Genomic DNA, 17,742 nt, shown 5'->3' on the forward strand with positions numbered 1-17,742 from the left:
GTCATTCGTGTGGAAGGATCTGCCGACTTTTTGAGCGGGGGCGGCGAGATGGGAGAGCTCATCCGCGCGTTCGAATGGGAGCGCACTCCCCTAGGCTCGCCTGAACAATGGCCGCAGTCGTTGCGGACCGCGCTGAGAATCCTGCTCACCACGCATCATCCGGCCTGTGTTTTCTGGGGACCGAAGCTCGTTTGCTTCTACAACGACGCCTACCGCGGCTCGCTCGGGCCGGAGCGTCATCCGGCGATGCTCGGTGCGCCGTTGCGCGAAGTGTGGTCTGAAACGTGGTCCGTCATGGGACCGCAGATCGAGCGTGTGATGTCGGGCGCCGGGGCGAGCTGGGCCGAAGACCACCTCGTGATGATCCCCCGTTTCGGTCAGCGCGAGGAAATCTACTGGACCTACAGCTTCAGCCCCATCGATGACGCCGACGCCGCGAGCCATGTCGGTGGCGTCATGGTCCTGTGCATGGAGACCACCAAGAAGGTGCGGGCCGAACGGCAGCTGGCATTTCAGCTGGCGTTGAGCGACAAGCTGCGCAGCCTGAGCGACGCTTCCGAAATCATGCTGACCGCGGCGGAAATGGTCGGCCGGCAACTCGGGGCCGGGCGCGTCGGTTACGGCGAGATCGAACCTTCGGGCAAGAGCGCGCTCGTCGTGTGCGATTGGACGGCGCCGGGCATGGCCAGTCTTGCCGGAGAGCATCGACTCACCGATTTCGGGATGAGCCTGGTTCGAGAGCTGCAAGCCGGTCACACCGTGCGGCTCGAGGACGGCTTGAACGATCCATTGACCAAGGATGCGAACGGGGCTGATGTCTATCGCGCCATCGGCGCGCGCTCCGGGATCACCGTGCCGCTGATCAAGGACGGACGATTGGTCGGTGCTTTGTATGTGCATCAAGCCGAGCCGCGTCGTTGGACCGACGCTGAAGTCGGATTGGCCCGAGAGACCGCCGAGCGCACGTGGGAAGCGGTTGAACGAGCGCGTGCCGAGAATGCCCTTCGGCAACTCAACGCGACGCTGGAACAGCGGGTCGAGGATGCAGTTGCACAACGCAAGCTGTGGGGTGAGTTGCTGGACTCAGTGACCGCCTTGGTTGCCGCAGTCGGCAACGACTATCGTTTCCTGGCCATGAACAAAGCGTACGCCGATCGCTTCGAGCATCGCCTTGGCGTGCGACCGAAGGTTGGTGAGAGCCTGCTGGAATTGATGAAGGCTCAGCGCGAGCAGCTTGCCCTGTCGGGCAGCCGCTGGAGCCGCGCATTGGCTGGCGAGGAATTCACGCTGATCGAGCCGGCGGCGACCAGCGATAGAGATCCGGATCGGCACTTCGAGATTACATACACCTCATTGCGTGACCCGTTCGGGCGCGTGATCGGGGCCTTTCAGTATGCGCAGGACGTTACCGAGCGATTGCGAGACCAGCAGCGCTTGACCGAAGCGGAAGAATCGCTGCGTCAGTCGCAGAAGATGGAAGCGGTCGGCCAGCTCACCGGCGGCATCGCGCACGACTTCAACAATCTGCTGACGGGCATCATCGGCTCGCTCGACATGATGCAAAGGAAGCTCGCGCGCGGCCAACAGATCGACGTGAACGCTTATGTCTCGGCGGCGATGACCGCTGCGAATCGAGCGGCCGCGCTCACGCATCGCCTGCTGGCGTTTTCTCGACGGCAGGCTCTCGATCCGCGTCCCGTGCACGCGAATCGATTGATCTTCGGCATGGAGGAGCTGCTGCGCCGGACGCTCGGCGAGGCGATCGCTCTGGAGTTGGTCGAGCAGCAGAATCTCTGGCTCACGCGCTGCGACCAGAATCAGTTGGAAAGCGCGCTGCTGAACCTGACCATCAACGCTCGCGACGCCATGCCTCAAGGCGGCAAGCTCATCATCCAGACATCCAACGAGCATCTCGAGGATGCGCACGAGGCGAAGCTCCGCGATGTGATGCCGGGCGACTACATCGCCATCGCCGTGTGCGACAACGGTGTGGGCATGTCGCCGGAAGTGATGAGCCGCGCGTTCGATCCTTTCTTTACCACCAAGCCCATCGGTCAAGGGACCGGGCTCGGGTTGTCCATGATCTATGGATTCACCCGGCAATCGGGCGGCTACGCGAAGATTCAGTCGGAAGTCGCCAGGGGCACCACGGTGAAACTGTATCTACCCGCATATCACGGCGACCACGAGTTGTCACAAGAGCCGGATCCTGCGCCGGTCACGCTGCTGCCGGCAGGTCGTGAAGAAGTGGTGCTGGTCGTCGAGGACGAGCAGGTGGTGCGCGATCTGGTCGTCGACCTGCTGGCCGAGCTGGGTTATCGATCGTTGCAGGCGGTCGACGGGCCGAGCGGGCTGGCGATTGCGCTGTCGGACGTGCGCATCGACTTGCTGATTTCGGATGTGGGGCTGCCCGGCTTCAACGGTCGCCAGCTCGCCGATGCCGCCTGTGCGCATCGTCCGGATCTGAAAGTGCTGTTCATCACCGGCTATGCGCACAATGCGGCGGTCAGCAACGATCTGCTGGCGCCGGGCATGCAGATGATAACCAAGCCATTCGCGCTGGAGACGTTGGCGGAGCGAATCCGCGACATGATCGAGGGTTAGCGCTTCAGCGGGTCCTTGGCCGGCACCAGCGCCGAAACGATCAGGCGCGGCGATCCAATGTTTCCAAAGGCCGACGAGCAGCGAATGTTGTCCTTCACGACCTGCACGGACATGCGCGGCAGGATCTGACGGCGCAGTTGCTCGACGAGCTCGCAGTCGCCGCGCTCCAAGCGCATGTCGCGATCGCGAGCGAACGACACCTTCTTCCACACGGCGGGAAAGCGTTCCAGATCTGCGGCGCCGGGGAGTTGCGCGCCATTCACGCGAGCGACCAGCTCGTCCTTCGAGTCGTGGGTGGTGAGCTCGCGGATGTTCTCTTCGGAGGCGATCACGGGCGATTGCATCGATATCTGAAAGCGGGCGATGCCCAGCTGCTCGTCGCAGATATAACTCTGCAAGCTCACGTTCTCGCGCGCGCCGACAGTTCGCAGGATGATTTCCAGCTTGTCTTCGAGGCTCCGGCACGAGTACATCGTGCTGTAGCCGCGATATTCGAAGTTCACCTGCTGGGCTTTCCAGACTGCGGTGACTTCTTCCTGGGGCGAGTCGGCCATGACCGAGGCCGGAACAATGGCGAGCAGCGCCGCGAGCGTGTAGCTCCAGCGCTTCACAAAGGACCCATGTATGACAAAAAAGGTCCGCATCGCTCCTCCAACGTCACATCGAGACCGCGAATGTTAGTCCGGCTGCTTTGCAGGGACGCAACTGTATGGCGGGCACCGGCTGGCGCGCCATGGACTGCCGGCCAACAGCGCGCACCTGCCGGTGAAACGAGTATGATGGCTCGCCGCAGCAATCGGGCGTGAGTCCGAGATAAGGGGAGCGGGATATGGACAGAAGGTCCAAGGATGCCTGGGAAGGCTGGTCCATTGTCGGCGCCGTGGCAGTTGCGCTGACACTGGTCGTGACCATGGAAGCGATGATGGCGGGTGCCCCGGTCGAGGGGGTTCGCGGCATCATTCGGGCGACTGCGCGCAGCTCGTTTGCTTTATTCTCGCTCGCATTCACTGCGTCGGCGGTTTGTTATTTCTGGCCGAACGTCTGGACTCGCTGGCAGCTGCGCAATCGCCGTTACCTCGGCGTCTCGTTTGCGCTCTCACATTTTGTTCATCTGCTCGCCATCTTGGCGCTGGGTCAGATCGCGCCGGCCGAGCTGGCCGCAGGAACAAATGCGATCACATGGATCTTTGGCGGCCTCGCCTATGTGTTCATCGGGCTGATGGCGGCGACCTCGTTCGACAGCACCGCCCGACTCATCAGTCGCCGCGCGTGGTCGCTGCTTCACACCGTCGGCTCGTACTACATCTGGTTGATCTTCGCGAACAGTTATCTGGCTCGCGCGGTGTCCATTCCGGCGTACATACCGGCTGGAGCACTGGTCATATTCATTCTCGGCCTGCGCATCGCCGCCCGTGTGTCGCGCGCGCGAGCGCGGCTTAGTCCAGCTTCATTACGACCGAATCGGTGAGCACTGGATCGTCGAAGCGAGCCATGTCGCCGGCCTTCTTGCCGGGGACGAGGAATAGGCGTGCAGAGAGCGGCTTGCGTAGGCGCGTCGCGAGCGACGCGACATCGCGGAGCAGGCCATTGATGCTGTCGGGGGAAGTGTTGCCGGGGATAGGCACGACGTCCAGGCCGGTGCCGCACACACTCGAATACAGCAGCACATCGCGAATGCTGTAGCGATTCTCACCGGCGCGCTGAGCGAGCAGGGGATCTTCGAGAACGGGCAGCATGAGGCCGGAGTAGCCGCAAGTGCGGACCGACACCGACTTCAACGCCGCCGTAATGATGGAACAAGCTTCGAGCGTGCCGGCGCTGCCGAAAGGCGTGCGAGTGAGCGCCTCGATAGCGGCGGCGATACTGCGATCTTTCGCAGGCGCGGGTGACGTGTCGATGCCGAGATACTGACGGCGTTCACGCAGCTCGATCTCATGCGCGAGTTTTTCCACCGGCGTAAGCACTTCATTCAGCGCGCTCCGTAGCTTCTCGGTGGCGTCCTCGCCGGTGCGCATCGAGGCGAACGCTCGCTCGACGACCGACGCCCCTTCCAGGCCAATCGCGAACGACTCCGAACCTTGATGCCACGCCACGGGGAAGAACGGCGTGCCCGCAGGAATGTTCGCGGCGGCGGCGAAGCGGAAGTTCGCCATGCCATCGGGAAGTGCGTTCGCCAGAGCAATCATGATCTTCGCAGTAGTCGCGGCGACGTTTGGCAACACGCCGCCCCCCGGCGTGGCAATCGTGGTCGAAAAGCTGATGGACCGCGTGGCCTTCACCAACGCTTGCGACCATTCCACCAGGCTGTCGTCCAAACGGTCCTCGGTGAGGATGGGGCCGATATTGAAGATCGCACCCTCTGATGCGACCAGCTCATCGATCCGCCGCAACCGATCCAGCGCCTTGTCCCGTGCAGCCGGCGTGAGTGATGCGATGACGGGGTTCACCGCCACGCGAGCGGTTTGAACTTCATAGCCGGCACTTTCGAACGCTCGCTTCGCGCGCGTGAGAAAAGCGACTGCTGCTTCAACACGCTCGAGCTCGAGTGCCGCACTCAGCTCGACACCTGCAGTGATGGTTCGTACTCGCACCGGATTCGACGTTGACGCTGCCACAGAATCACTCACATTCGACCAACAGAAACCTGCCGCTCCCAACCACCAGAAAATGTCGCGCCGTGACGGCATGAGCGGCTGCCATCGACCTCACTCGTCGTCCAATAACGTGCGAGACAGCGGCAGTGCCTCGCGTTCCTTGAAGGCCCGACGCTTCCGGTGCGGGCTCATGTAGTTCGCGACTCGCGCGAAGAAATCGGCGAAGTCCTGGGGCGGCATGCCCCGCAGGATCTGCTCCAGCGAATGGAAGCCCAGCGCTCGATAGCTCTCGAACTGCGACTCGCTGAACCACTGATCGCTGGTGGGCTCATGCGGGAACGAGTCCGCCGTCCGGGCGTAACTGTACACGTCATAGGGCACCGGATGCTCGCCTCGTCCGCGCAAGGTGGGCTTGATGTACAACAGTCGGCCCGGCGGCGTGCCCTGGTCGACGGCATCGTAGTCGATACGAGCGGTTGCGCAGTACAGGCCCTGCTTGGCGGCGCTGTTCGGATAGATCTCGATCTCTTTCTCGAACTTGATCGGGATGCCGAAGTCGATGCGGATCTTGCGAATGGCATTGCCCAGGTCGCCGAGCTTCGCATCCGGATCGCAGCCGGCGTCGCAGACCATGATGTAACGGCAGCGACGCAGCACCACTTCATACAGGCCGAGATTGTCGAAGTGGCCGCCATCGGACAAGTTCACGTACTTGAAGTCCGGCGTGGTGTAACCGAACAACTCGCCGAGCATCGGCGACAACGCCTGGCGCGGGCCGGGCAAGTGATACGCCTTCTCGCCTTGCGCGTTGGTGTTGCCCAGCCAGGCGCCCAGCCGAACGTTGAACAACGACATCACGAACGCCAGCGCCGGCGACGAGCAATAGCCCATGTGCGGATTGGCCGCGGCGCCCGAGATCGTCACCGCCGTGCCCAACGAAATGCCGCCCTGTCCGCCGTACATTTCAGACGCGCGATAGCCTTCGTGAAAGTTGCCGCAGAAGTACGGCGTGATCGAGAACGACTCGGCCTTGCGCTCCTGCCACGCAAGGTTGCCGTCGCGAAGCACGTTCAACGTGACATTGATCAGAGGCAACAAGCGCTGCGCCCCTTTGGTCGGACGCAGCTTGTGCATGCGCAGGTTGTCCGAGGTATCGAAGCCGGTGAACGGATCGGGCTTGCGATCCGTGTGAGACGCGCCCATGTACGCGCGCACCAGCCGATTGCGATAGAAGCCGTGCAACGAAAAGCGATTCACGTTGACGATCAGCCCCATGATCAGCGCCGCACCCAACAGCACGCCGGGTAGCGTCCAGAACCAATCGATGTCGGTGTGCTGCAATCCCGACTGACGCAGCATCGGATCGGTGAACAGGCGCTCGTCGGCGACGTGCAAGCTGTCGATGACCCAGCCGCCCAGCGTCGCGGTGGCCCACGAAATGACCAGCACGACGCAGACCACGAAGATCGGCGCTGCAACCGCCAGTCCGACTCGTTGCATGATCGAAGGTTGGGTCGCGGTCGTGGTCGCCGTCTTGTCCCGGCTGCCCAGCAACGCCGCAGCGATGCCGGAAAGGCCGCCGGCAGCAGCCACCAGCGGCTTCATGGAATCGGCGATCTTGTCGAACAGATACTGACCGAACAAACACAGCGCGGTGACGACGATCCAGCCCAGCGCAATCGCCAGGATCCAGCCCGACAGCCTTGCCCACCATTCGCGATCGCCATCGTTGACCAGCGCCGCCTTGGCGCCGGTCACGAATGTTTCGCTCATGCTCGCCAGGCCGACGAACAGCGTCCGCGCCAGCAGATACAAACCGAGCAGCACCGGCAACGTCAGCATCACGTACAAGCCGGGGTGGTTGTAGAACGGCAGCAGCAGGCTCCGCACGGCCCATGCAAACAACAATGAAACCGCCAGCCCGGAAAGCAGCAGCGCGCCGAACTCGAACTTGCCGGTGTGTACGCACTCGGACGGAATCTTGTGACGCAGCCGATACAGCAGCTCGACGATCAGCCAGCCCACTAGCGGGATCACCGTGCACCAGAGCACCGAGAACATCAGTAGGGGAGAGTTGCCCGCCGACCAGAACGGCGCGTCGAGCCCGACGGCTGGACCGTTTGCATAGCCCAGTCCGGTGAACGACAGCAACGATACCGCGGCGATCACTGGAAACACGCAGAGCAACGAATAGCGCTGCGATGGTGTATCGGGATCCCGCACGAAGCGGCGGTGGTAATAAATAGAAAAGCTCGCCAGCAATTCCACGAGCACCGAGGCGTACATCAGAGTCCGTCCCCACTCCGGGCTGACCGTGCTCTGCACGAGCAGGTACACGCCTTGAGGAATCACGACGAGCGCGGCCAGCAGCGGCAGGATGACCAGCCAGTTCAGCAGCAGATTGCGGACGAAGATGGCTGCGGCGGTCCAGGTGTCGGCGGAGAAAAGACCGAGGCGCGGCGTCAAGTAGTTGCTGAACTGGCGCAAATGATCGACGGGCTTCGGTTCGGGCGCGAGCGGGTTGACCGGTTGCTCGGAGCGGCCGCCGAGGTCCTGAAACACTTCCTTGGCCGTGTCTGCTTGCTGCTGTTGCCGGTGGATCCAGGCCTGCAGCCAGCTGGCGATATAACCGCCGCCGGAGACGCTGGAGAGATAGTCGAACTCCGGCAGCAGCTTGTTCCTGGCCAGGGACTGCAATACTCCCAGGTTGAACGTGGCGCTGCGAATGCCGCCGCCCGACAAGCACAGCGCGGACAACGGCGGTTGTGCTTTGCTGCTGTCGGTATCCGCATCGAGCGTGCCGATCATTTGAAACAACTCGCGCAGGTTGTCCTGATACTGCGCATCGGTGCCGGCGTCGTCCGGGCGCCCGCTCGTGAATTTTGCCGGTTCAAACGATTTCGATGCGCAGTACTCCGGGCGCAACGCTTGCAGCTCGCGCCACAACACTTCGTTGAAGGTAGCGCGGTTGCCATTGGGGACGGGCTCGGTCATAGCGGATTCCTTCGCTTGTATGTTTGTTTTGATCTGCTCTGCAGACTGTAGCACGCAGATTATTCTTTGCGTTCCGCATTTGCATCGATGCGCGACGCAGATCTATTTTATGCGAGCGCGGTAAGACGACGGCCCTGATTGGAAAGAGAAGGGGAAGAAGTCATGAGCGACGGTACTCGACGACGGCTCAGCGCGGTTCTGATATTCGCCCTGTGGGCAGCAGCCCCGACCCACGCGGCCGATGCATGGAAGCTGCCTCGCACCGCCGACGGTCAGCCGGACCTGCAAGGGATCTGGACCAACGCGACCATCACGCCGCTGGAACGACCCAAGGAATTCGGGGAGCGGCTGGTCATCAGCGCCGATGAGGCCAGGACCATCGAGTCCCAGAACCAGCAATTCAACGACGAGGCGGATGCGCCCACCGATCCCAATACTCGCACGCAGGATCTCCCGCACAGCTGCGGGCTGGGATTCACCGGCGCCGACTGCGGCTATAACAATTTCTGGATCGATCGCGGCCAGAGCGTGGTGGAGGTCAATGGCGAGCGTCGCAGCTCGCTGATCGTCGAGCCCAAGAACGGGCGCATTCCGCTCACGACGGAACGGCAAAAGATGCTGAGCGAGCGCTTCACGACGATGCGCACCAATTTCGACGGTCCCGAGGCGCGGCCGCTCGCGGAGCGTTGTCTGTTGGCGTTCGGCTCGAGCTCAGGGCCGCCGATGCTGCCTGTCCTGTACAACAACCATTATCAGATCGTGCAGAGCCGGGACACGATCATGATCCTGGTGGAGATGGTCCACGACGTGCGCATCATCCGTTTGAGTGCAAAGCCGAGCGGCGTGCAGAAATGGATGGGCGATTCGGTCGGGCGCTGGGAAGGCGACACGCTGGTGGTCGAGACCACCAACTTCACCGACAAGGAATCGTTCCGCGGCTCGACGCCGAAGATGAAGATCACCGAGCGCTTCACGCGCGTCGGCCCGGACAAGATCAACTATCGCGTGACGCTGGAGGACCCGGTGGCGTTCCTGGAGCCGTGGACGGCCGAGTATCCGTTCTACGCGACCGACGAGCCCATCTACGAATACGCCTGCCACGAAGGCAATTACGCGCTGCCCGGCATCCTTGCCGGGGCGCGTGAAGACGAGAAGAGAAAGCTGCAGGCGAATGCGCCTGCTAGCAGCGGAGGTAAATGATCACAGCGTCGCCTCACGCTTCAGCAACTCATCGATGGTGACGCCCACTTCCGGCACGCCGCCAAACACCGTACCCAGGCGGTTGTCCTTGAAATGCTGAAGCGCCGTCTGCGCCGCCTGTTCGGGAAGCGCCACGAAGCCCACGTCGGCAGCGAGCGCCGGCCCTTCGGTCAGGTAGTACTCGATGAACTTGCGCACTTCGGGGCGCTGCGCGGACTTGTCGCTCACATAAATGAACAGCGGACGCGACAGCGGCTGGTAGCTTCCGTCGATTACAGCCGCATTGCTCGGCAGAACTTGCGTGCCATCTTCCTTCTCGATTTGCACTGCGCGCATCCGATCCTTGTGACCGATGTAATAAGCGAATCCGAAGTAACCAAGCGCGTTCTTGTTGTTCTCGACGCCTTGCACCAGCACGTTGTCGTCTTCGCTCGCGGTGTAATCGCCTCGGCTGGATTTAGCCTTGCCGGTCACCGCTTCGGTGAAGTAATCGAACGTCCCCGAATCCGCGCCCGGACCGAACAGCATCAGCGGCGCATCGGGCCACTCCGGGCGCACCTGGTTCCAACGCGTGATCTGGCCTTGCGCCGCCGGCTCCCACATCTTCTTCAGGTCCGCGACGGTGAGCGACTTCACCCAATCGTTCTTGGGATTGACCACGACGGTGATGGCGTCGAACGCCACGGGCAGCTCGATGAAGTTGATGCCGGCGGCGCGGCACATCTCCATTTCCTCTTTGAGGATGGGGCGCGATGCGTTGGAGATGTCGACGTCGCCGCGACACAGTTTCTTGAAGCCGCCGCCGGTGCCGGACAGGCCAACGGTTGCGCGTACCGCGCCGCGCTGCTCGATCTGGAATTCTTCGGCAACCGCCTCGGCGATCGGAAACACGGTGCTCGAGCCGTCGATGCGGATGACCGGCGCGTCCCGGCCGGTGGGAGCCCCATTCTGCTTGCCACAGCCGACCAACACCATCGTGAGCTGAGCGGCGAGCGCCAGAATCGTCAAACGCCGAGCGTTCATGCAGGACCTCGTCAGTAAAACTGCAATTTTGCGGCAAAGGGGCAGCAAAGTCTCGTCACCTGCGAAACCGAGCCGTTGGGGCAAGCGTTGCGTCCCAGAACGAGCCGGCATTCGCCGGCCGCGAAGAAGTTACAGGAGCGCGGCAATGCCCGACGCGGGGTCGGTGGCCGCGGACGGGTATGAGACGTCGTGACAAATGGTTATTGGCCATCGCGATCATCCTGATCGTAGGCGTGGCGATCCGTGCAGCACTGCCGACCCTCATTCGCGACCGTGTCAACGAGCAGCTGCAGGCGCTCGAAGACTATGACGGCCACATCGAAGACGTGGACCTCTCACTGATCCGCGGGGCGTACCGCATCAACAACATCGAGATCGTGAAGACCGGCTCGGGCCAGCCCGTGCCCTTCTTCAGCAGCGATCGCATCGATTTCTCGGTCGAGTGGCGCAGCCTGTTGCGTGGCTCGCTGGTGTCCGAAGGCGAATTCTTCGGTCCCAAGCTGAACTTCGTGCAGGCCGAGAACGAACAGCAATCGCAGACCGGCAAAGGCGTGAACTGGACGGATCGGTTCGAACAGCTGTTTCCGTTCAAGTTCAACACGGTGCGGATTCACGACGGCACGGTGACGTTCACCGCTCCGGGCATCAGTACCCGGGATGCGATCAAAGCGACCCGGCTGGAGGCCGAAGTCTCCAACCTCACCAACGTGGTCGAGAAGGACAAGGAAACATTCGCTGATTTCCGCGCCGACGCTCAGGTGCTCGACGGCGGCTCCGCCAAGGTCAGCGGCAGCGTCAATCCACTCGAAGACAAGCCAACGTTCGATGTGAACTTGCAGTTGCGCAACGTGAAGCTGCCGCAAGTGAATCCGTGGCTGCGTCAGTACATCAAGGCCGATGCCGAGGCCGGCGACTTCGAACTGTATCTGGAGCTCGCCGCCGCCGACGGCAAGTTCAAAGGCTACGCCAAGCCGATCCTCGAGAACGTCAACATCTACAGCAGCGAAGAGCCGGAAGAGAATGTGCTGAAGCGCATCTGGGAAGGTCTGGTGGATTTCGCCGCAAATGTGCTGGAGAACGACGACAAGGAGCAGGTCGCCGCGCGCATTCCGTTCACGGGAACGATCGACAATCCCAAGACGAGCATTCTCGAAACTATCGTCAGCGTGCTGCACAACGCCTTCGTCGGCGCCTTTGCGCGCTCGCTCGAAGGCAGCATCTCGGTCCGCGCGGTCCGGGAGAATCTGAAAGATGTCGGCGAGCCGGCGGCCGAAGGCGAGAAGAAGAGCGACAAGAAGGACGACAAGGCCAGCGACAAGAAACGCAGTGAGGAGCCGGACTTCGGCCCCAAGCGCAACACCTGAGTCCTCAGCTCAGGACCAATTTCCGCCAGGCCTCCCGGTAGGGCGGCAATGACCTGAGAGTTGCAGCCGCTGCCGGTGTCATCGGCGGGGGTGGCGCGTCATGGAAGCCCGCCAGATAACAAGCAGCACGTGTGTTGCCGCCGTCGCCGAAGCTCGACTCGACTGACCGTCCAGGCAGTAACGCACCGAGAATCGAGCCGAATAACGGATTGGTAGCGAGCGGGCCATCGATCAATACGGCGCCGTCGGCGCCCAACATTTCGATCAGCAACTCGCACATCAGCGCGACATACAACGTGGCGAGGCTGGCTCGCTCCGAGCCCGACAACGAATCGGCATTGACCACCCGTCCGACGCGCCCGGCAAAGGGTCCGCCACTCGCAAACGCCGGCAGGGCCATCGCCTGCCGCTCGATCACATTGAGCAGCGCCGGCATATTTGGACGGGCATCCGTTCCCGCGGTCGCCTCGTACTCGCGACCACCCATGAATCTCGCCGTTGCCACGGGCGATCCGAATGCATCGACGCTTGCGAGCATGTCTTTGTCTTCGCGAAGCCGTGTGAGATCCGCGCGGTTCGCCATGACGACGCTCCAGGTGCCGCTGGAGATGACGGTGAACGGTTGATCGCGATCTCGTGCAATCAGAAACTTCAGATACGACGCGTTCGAGTCGTGAATGCCGCTGGTGACCTGACATTGCGGATCCAGGCCGGTCGCGGCTGCGATTTCCGCTGAGATCGACCCAAGCACGTCGCTCGCGAGCGTCCTCTGTGGAAACAGCTTGTCCCAGCCTCGGGCCTGCGCGAGCTTCGAGAAACTCTGCTCGCGCGGTAGCCAAAGATCGGAGTGGCAACCCAGCGACGTGACTTCGCTCGCCATTACGCCGCTCAATCGCCATGCCCAGAACTGCGGATACAACAGCGCGAACGCAACTCGGGAGAAGAGCTGCGGCTGAGCTTCTTGCAGGAAGAACAGCTGACGGCCGAGGTTCAGCCCGAGCGGCAGGTCCGGCGAGTATGTGCTTTGGTAAGCGTCGCGCCGCCGGCGATACTCGGCGTTCACTCGTTCGAAACAAGTATCTTCATAATCGGGCGCGGCGATCACACGATGGTCGCGATCGATCAGGACCGCTGCGGCCCCATGCGCGACCGGAACGATGGTGCGAATACGGTCTCGATGAGGCGCGTCGCGCAATGCATCCAGCAACCATTGACTGATCGCGTCCACGTCCAGCTCGCGCATCGCGGGACCTTGAACGACAGCATTGGCCCGCCGGCTGCCGCGAATCTCGGCGCCGGTCTCCGGATCGATGACGGAGACCTTGGCGTTGGTCTTGCCGATATCGATCAGTGCGATCAACGAATGCGTCATGGGTGGTTACGACAGGTGACGGCTCGGTCGGCCCCACCAGCGCTCGGCGATCACAGGAATGGCGACCACGGTGATGAGCAGTGCGCCGACGATGATGGACATTACGATGCCCGGCACGTTCAACAGCCCCAATCCGAAGTTCACGAAGCCGAGCACCACCGCCGCGAGCAGCACGCCCGGAATGGTGCCCTTGCCGCCCCACACCGACACGCCGCCGAGAATGACCATGCTGATGATCTCCAATTCCCAGCCCTGCGCGATCGATGGACGCGTCGAGCCGAGACGCGATGTGAGCAGCACCGCAGCGAGTCCGCTGCAAAGGCCCGTCACGGCAAACAACGCAAAGCGATAGCCGTCGACCGGCACGCCCGACCATTTCGCCGCGATGGGATTCGCGCCCAAAGCGTAGATGGTTCGGCCCCAGCGCGTTACGTGCAGAAACAATCCGAACACTACAGCGAGCACAATGAGCAGGCTCAGCTCGATTGATAACGGCCCAACCAGGTAACCCTGACCGAACACAGCGAACGACTGCGGATATTCCTTCAGCACGCGATCGCCGAGCACCGCGTAAGCGACGCCGCGAAACAGCGTCATCGTGCCGATGGTCGCCACGATCGACGGCACGCGGCCCAACGTCACGAGTGCGCCATTGACCATGCCTGCCGCAAGTCCCGTGCTCAATCCAATCGCAACCAAGCCCGGCGTTTGAATGCCGGCTGCAGCGGCGAGGCCCATTGCGACGGATGACAACGCAATAATGGCTGCGACCGAAATGTCGATCTCGCCGGCGATGATCAGCAGCGCGAGCGGCAGAGCGATGACGGCACGCTCGGTGAAGTTGAACGTAGCATCCGACAGCGTCCACACATCCAGGAAGTACGGCGACAGGCTGGCGAAGCTGACGAACTCGATGGCCAGCACCAGTGCGAGCATCGATTCCCAGCGCAGCAGACTTCTTAATCTTTGCACAGTCATGCCGCCTCGATGACCAGAATCAGCCCGAACAACGGGCTCCACTGCAGCTGGCGTTGGTGTCTTGGCGCGCTCATGCCGCTTGGGCCTCCAGGATTGCGCGCTTGTCTTCGCGTCGCCGCGCGCTCAGCACGGCGGCCACGACGATGACCAGGCCGTTGATGCCCATCTGCCAGAACGGCGAGATGCCGATCAGTGGCAGCGCATTTCTAATGACGCCGATGAACAGGCAGCCGAGCACCACGCCGGCAACGGTGCCGATGCCACCCGCAATGGCGACGCCGCCGATCAAGCAGGCTGCGATCACTTGCAGCTCGAAGCCGAGCGCGATGTCGGTGTACGCGACCGCGAAGCGCGCCACCCACAAATAACCGCACAGGCCGGCAATCGCGCCACAAATCGTGTACGCGATGCATTGCATGCGGCCTGGGTCGATGCCGGTATAAGTCGCCGCAGCGGGATTGCCGCCGGCGGTATAGAGATTCCGGCCCAATACCGTGTAACGCATTACCACTGCAAAGGCAGCGACGGCGAAGATCGCGAGCCACGAGAGCGCGGTGAGACCCAGCAGCTCATAACGAATGAAGCCGAGAAACTGCGGCGACATGTGGTTGTCGTTCACCCAAGTGCCGCCGGACAGCAAGTAGATCACGCCGCGATACACCGACATCGTGCCGAGCGTGACGACGATGGGCGGCAGCTTCAATCGCCACACGAGCAGGCCATTGATCGCACCGAGCAGTGTGCCGCTCACAATAGCGATCAAGAGCACGGGCGCGATGCCCAAGCCGGGATAGTTCTTGTTCAACAGTGCGACCAGCATTCCGGACAGCGCCAGATTGGCGGCGATCGACAGGTCGATGCCGCGCGTGAGGATCACCAGCATCTGCCCCAGCGCGAGCAGAATCAGAATGGCGCTGTCGTCGAGTATTTCAGCGAGGTTGCCTGGCCGGGCGAACAGCGGGAATGCTGTCGTCACCGAAGCCAGCAACGACACGACGATGACACCGAGCGCGAGATCGCGCCGGGCGGCGGAGTTTTGCATCATTCGAATCACGCGTCGGTCGCCGCCTGGACGACGTTTTCCGCCGTCGCTTCACTTCTATCCAGCAAGGCACGCACGCGCCCGCGGCGCATGACCAGGATGCGATCGGACATGCCGAGGATCTCGGGCAGCTCCGACGAAATCATCACGACGGCGTTGCCTCGCTGGGCAAACGCGCTGGTGACGGCGTGCACCGCTGACTTCGCGCCCACGTCGATGCCCTTGGTGGGCTCGTCGAGAATCAGAACTCGCGGCGAGCGCGCCAGCCACTTCGCAATCACGACCTTCTGCTGATTGCCGCCGGACAGGTCGCCGACGTTCTGCTCGGGGCCGGTCGCTTTGATGCCGAGCGCAGAGATCCAATGGTTCGCCAGTTCCGACTCGCGTTGCCGGCTGCAGATACCGCGCGGTGCGAGCGAGTTCAAATTGGTGAGCGAGACATTCGCGGCAATCGAGAAAGGCAGGATCGCGCCTTGCTGCTGACGATCCTCGGGTACATAAGCCAGACCATGACGAACCGCGTCGGCCGGATTGGCAATCGACACCGGCTTGCCGCCTAAATGAACCGAGCCGGAGTTCGGCGCCGTCAAGCCGAACAAACATTGCGCCAGCTCGGTGCGGCCGGCGCCGACCAATCCATAGATGCCGAGCGTTTCGCCCTGTCGCACCGAAAAGGAGATGTTGTCGAACTCACTCGCGCGCGACAGGCCCTCCACCCGCAGCAGCTCTTCGCCGAGCGTCGTCTCCAGTTTTGGAAACAACTGCTCGACCGAACGGCCGACCATCATGCGAATCAGTTGCTCGCTGCCTGTGCCGGCAATCATGCCGTTGCCCACCGACGCGCCATCGCGAAACACGACGTAGCGATCGGCCAGGGAGAATATCTCTTCGAACTTGTGGCTGATGAAGAGCAGGGCACAGCCTGCATCCCGCAGCCGGCGAGCGATGCGGAACAGATCGTCTGCCTCGCGGTGTGACAAGGCCGCGGTCGGCTCATCGAGGATCAGTACGCGAGCTTCGCTCGTCAATGCGCGCGCGATCTGCACGATGTGCTTCTGCGCGACGCTCAGCTGGCCTGCCGGCATGTCCGGCGAGAAGGAAACATCGAGCTGTCGCAGAATTTCCGCCGCGCGTGTCCGCATCTCGCGCCACGCGATGAAGCGGCCGTTCTTCGGGCGATTGCTGACGAAGATGTTCTCGGCGACCGTCAGGTTGTCGAACACCACGCACTCTTGATGCACGACGTTGATGCCAAGCTCTCGTGCGTGCTCCGGATCGCGCACGCGGATGGAACGGCCATCGAGCATCAGCTCGCCGCCGTCCGGTTGATGGATGCCGCAAAGAATCTTGACCAGCGTCGACTTGCCGGCGCCGTTCTCGCCGATCAGCGCGGTCACCTGGCCTGGATGCAAATCGAGATTGGCATCGCGCAGCGCGTGCGCGCCGCCGAAGGATTTCTTCACCTGCGTCAGCGTCAGGATGGGCTGCGCCGGCGCCTGCTGGATCGCCGCCGCCATCAGAAAATCGCCGCGAATTGCTCGACGTTGCTCTGGTCGTAGATGAACGGTTTGGCCATCGCGCCCACGCCGTCGGCGTCGAACGTCACCGCACCCACGCGCCCCAACGAGATCTCATTGCCGTCTTCAGGCTTCGCGTCGCGCGCAAGCTGGGCGGCGACTTGAGTCGCCGCGTAGCCGAGATCGATGGGATTCCAGATCGCGAACTTCGGCACGACGCCTTTGCGCACATACCCGACCAGCTCGGACGGCAAGCCCAGGCCAGTGACTTTCACCTTGCCCGTGAGCCCCTGATCTTCGATGGCCTTGGCCGCAGCAACGATGCCAACCGAGCTCAACGAAACAACGACTGCGAGGTCCGGATGTTGCTTCACCAGCGCCACGGTCTCGCGATAAGACTTGTCCGCGACATCATCGCCGTACACGACGCCCGCGAACTGCAGCCCTGGATACTGCGGCAGGGCCTGCTTCATCTGAGCGAGCCAGGAATTCTGGTTGGTGGATGTGGGCGTCGCTGAAACAACCGCGATCTTGCCTTTGCCTTCCGGCGCCAACTCGGACGCGAGCTGCGCCACCGTCTGGCCAATCAGCTCGTCCGACGACGGAGCGAGATGAACTGCGCGACCTGCCTTCGCAACGGCGGAGTCATAAGAAATGACTTTGATGCCTCGTTGCATCGCTCGCTGCAGCGTCGGCACGACCGCATCGGGATCGTTCGCCGAAATCGCGATGGCGTCGACGCGCTGAGCGATCAGCGCATTCAATGTTTCTATTTGCCCTTCGGCGGTCGGCGTGGTCGGGCCGGTGAAGATGATCTCCGCGCCGAGCGTCGCTGCAGCTTCGTCCGCGCCCTTGTGGACCGCGTCGAAGAAGCCGCTGCCCAGATTTTTGGCGACGATGCCGATGCGCAGCTTGTCGCCGCTGCCGTTGCCTTCATTGGAAGTCTGCGGCCGCTCGCCGCAGCCTGCGATCATGACGGCGGCCAGCGAGACCGCACCCACGAGCATTGCCCTTCTACGCATTCTCATCCCCCGCATTCGAGCGGCCGGCCGTT

Annotated in this window: 13 protein-coding genes; 4 read left to right on the forward strand and 9 right to left on the reverse strand. The window is 62.5% G+C overall.

Annotated elements, in window-relative coordinates:
* The first annotated feature begins 48 nt into the window (after positions 1 to 48).
* Positions 49 to 2,604, forward strand: a complete 2,556-nt coding sequence (locus EK373_RS05720) for a GAF domain-containing hybrid sensor histidine kinase/response regulator (protein WP_129641758.1) — start codon at positions 49 to 51, stop codon at positions 2,602 to 2,604.
* On the opposite strand, the gene EK373_RS05725 is transcribed toward EK373_RS05720, so the two are convergent.
* Positions 2,601 to 3,215, reverse strand: coding sequence for a hypothetical protein (locus EK373_RS05725; RefSeq protein ID WP_129641759.1), 615 nt, complete (start codon positions 3,213 to 3,215; stop codon positions 2,601 to 2,603). The two genes, EK373_RS05720 and EK373_RS05725, sit on opposite strands and share 4 nt — an antisense overlap.
* Positions 3,216 to 3,433: 218 nt before the next feature.
* On the opposite strand from EK373_RS05725, the gene EK373_RS05730 reads away from it, so the two are divergent.
* The gene (locus EK373_RS05730; RefSeq protein ID WP_129641760.1) at positions 3,434 to 4,072 is read left to right on the forward strand and encodes a hypothetical protein; all 639 of its coding nucleotides are present in this window, start codon (positions 3,434 to 3,436) and stop codon (positions 4,070 to 4,072) included.
* Here EK373_RS05730 and EK373_RS05735 read toward each other — a convergent pair.
* Both EK373_RS05735 and EK373_RS05740 read right to left on the reverse strand, forming a co-directional pair.
* A complete protein-coding gene (locus EK373_RS05735; RefSeq protein WP_157994236.1) occupies positions 4,041 to 5,219 on the reverse strand; it encodes a DUF711 family protein in 1,179 nt (392 codons plus the stop codon). The two genes, EK373_RS05730 and EK373_RS05735, sit on opposite strands and share 32 nt — an antisense overlap.
* Positions 5,220 to 5,309: 90 nt before the next feature.
* Complete coding sequence (locus EK373_RS05740; protein WP_198683092.1) at positions 5,310 to 8,192, reverse strand: patatin-like phospholipase family protein; 2,883 nt, start codon at positions 8,190 to 8,192, stop codon at positions 5,310 to 5,312.
* A 162-nt stretch (positions 8,193 to 8,354) separates the two neighbouring features.
* Here EK373_RS05740 and EK373_RS05745 point away from each other — a divergent pair, with 162 nt between their 5' ends.
* Positions 8,355 to 9,392 carry a hypothetical protein gene (locus tag EK373_RS05745; RefSeq protein ID WP_129641762.1) on the forward strand — a complete coding sequence of 346 codons (1,038 nt, stop codon included), beginning with the start codon at positions 8,355 to 8,357 and terminating at the stop codon, positions 9,390 to 9,392.
* On the opposite strand, the gene EK373_RS05750 is transcribed toward EK373_RS05745, so the two are convergent.
* Entirely contained in the window at positions 9,393 to 10,415 is a 1,023-nt protein-coding gene (locus EK373_RS05750) for a PstS family phosphate ABC transporter substrate-binding protein (RefSeq protein ID WP_129641763.1), read from the reverse strand.
* A gap of 179 nt (positions 10,416 to 10,594) precedes the next feature.
* On the opposite strand from EK373_RS05750, the gene EK373_RS05755 reads away from it, so the two are divergent.
* Positions 10,595 to 11,779: a DUF748 domain-containing protein gene (locus EK373_RS05755; protein WP_129641764.1), complete on the forward strand. Its 1,185-nt coding sequence runs from the start codon at positions 10,595 to 10,597 to the stop codon at positions 11,777 to 11,779.
* 4 nt (positions 11,780 to 11,783) lie between these two features.
* On the opposite strand, the gene EK373_RS05760 is transcribed toward EK373_RS05755, so the two are convergent.
* The 5 genes from EK373_RS05760 to rhaS form a co-directional block, all read right to left on the reverse strand.
* Positions 11,784 to 13,151: an FGGY-family carbohydrate kinase gene (locus EK373_RS05760; RefSeq protein ID WP_129641765.1), complete on the reverse strand. Its 1,368-nt coding sequence runs from the start codon at positions 13,149 to 13,151 to the stop codon at positions 11,784 to 11,786.
* A gap of 6 nt (positions 13,152 to 13,157) precedes the next feature.
* Complete coding sequence (locus tag EK373_RS05765; RefSeq protein WP_129641766.1) at positions 13,158 to 14,129, reverse strand: ABC transporter permease; 972 nt, start codon at positions 14,127 to 14,129, stop codon at positions 13,158 to 13,160.
* Positions 14,130 to 14,199: 70 nt separating this feature from the next.
* Positions 14,200 to 15,174, reverse strand: a complete 975-nt coding sequence (locus tag EK373_RS05770) for an ABC transporter permease (RefSeq protein WP_129641767.1) — start codon at positions 15,172 to 15,174, stop codon at positions 14,200 to 14,202.
* A gap of 5 nt (positions 15,175 to 15,179) precedes the next feature.
* Positions 15,180 to 16,688 (reverse strand): sugar ABC transporter ATP-binding protein, encoded by a 1,509-nt coding sequence (locus EK373_RS05775; RefSeq protein WP_129641768.1) that lies wholly within the window; start codon positions 16,686 to 16,688, stop codon positions 15,180 to 15,182.
* On the reverse strand, positions 16,688 to 17,662 hold the full coding sequence (gene rhaS, locus EK373_RS05780; protein ID WP_407676189.1) for a rhamnose ABC transporter substrate-binding protein: 975 nt from the start codon (positions 17,660 to 17,662) through the stop codon (positions 16,688 to 16,690). The genes EK373_RS05775 and rhaS overlap by 1 nt, the downstream gene beginning before the upstream one ends.
* Between the last annotated feature and the right edge of the window lie 80 nt (positions 17,663 to 17,742).

It is taken from the genome of Peristeroidobacter agariperforans (genome assembly GCF_004138335.1).
Classification (GTDB): Bacteria; Pseudomonadota; Gammaproteobacteria; order Steroidobacterales; family Steroidobacteraceae; genus Steroidobacter; species Steroidobacter agariperforans.